The organism is Siminovitchia fortis, assembly GCF_003605365.2.
Lineage (GTDB): Bacteria > Bacillota > Bacilli > Bacillales > Bacillaceae_C > Siminovitchia > Siminovitchia fortis.
This window is the reverse complement of the sequence record NZ_QYTU02000103.1, coordinates 1-631: the sequence shown is the minus strand read 5'-3', so window position 1 is coordinate 631 and position 631 is coordinate 1. Positions and strand designations below refer to the sequence as shown.

Sequence of the window (631 nt, the reverse complement as noted above, 5' to 3'; positions counted from 1 at the left end):
CTCTTTCGCCCTGTTCAGACTCGCTTTCGCTGCGGCTCCGCCTTCTCAGCTTAACCTTGCATGAAATCGCAACTCGCCGGTTCATTCTACAAAAGGCACGCCATCACACACTAGGTGCTCTGACTACTTGTAGGCACACGGTTTCAGGATCTCTTTCACTCCCCTCCCGGGGTGCTTTTCACCTTTCCCTCACGGTACTGGTTCACTATCGGTCACTAGGGAGTATTTAGCCTTGGGAGATGGTCCTCCCGGATTCCGACGGGATTCCTCGTGTCCCGCCGTACTCAGGATCCACTCTGGAGGGAATGAAGTGTCGGCTACAGGGCTGTTACCTCCTCTGGCGGGCCTTTCCAGACCGCTTCACCTACCACATTCCTTTGTAACTCCGTATAGAGTGTCCTACAACCCCGGAAGGCAAACCTTCCGGTTTGGGCTCTTCCCGTTTCGCTCGCCGCTACTTGGGGAATCGATTTTTCTTTCTCTTCCTCCGGGTACTAAGATGTTTCAGTTCCCCGGGTCTGCCTTCCTGCACCTATGTATTCAGTACAGGATACTGCCCCATTACTGGCAGTGGGTTCCCCCATTCGGAAATCTCCGGATCTATGCTTGCTTACAGCTCCCCGGAGCATAT

General features: G+C 54.0%; 1 rRNA gene. It reads right to left on the bottom strand.

Annotated elements, in window-relative coordinates:
* Positions 1-631, bottom strand: a 23S ribosomal RNA gene (locus tag D4N35_RS17850); the annotation flags it as partial.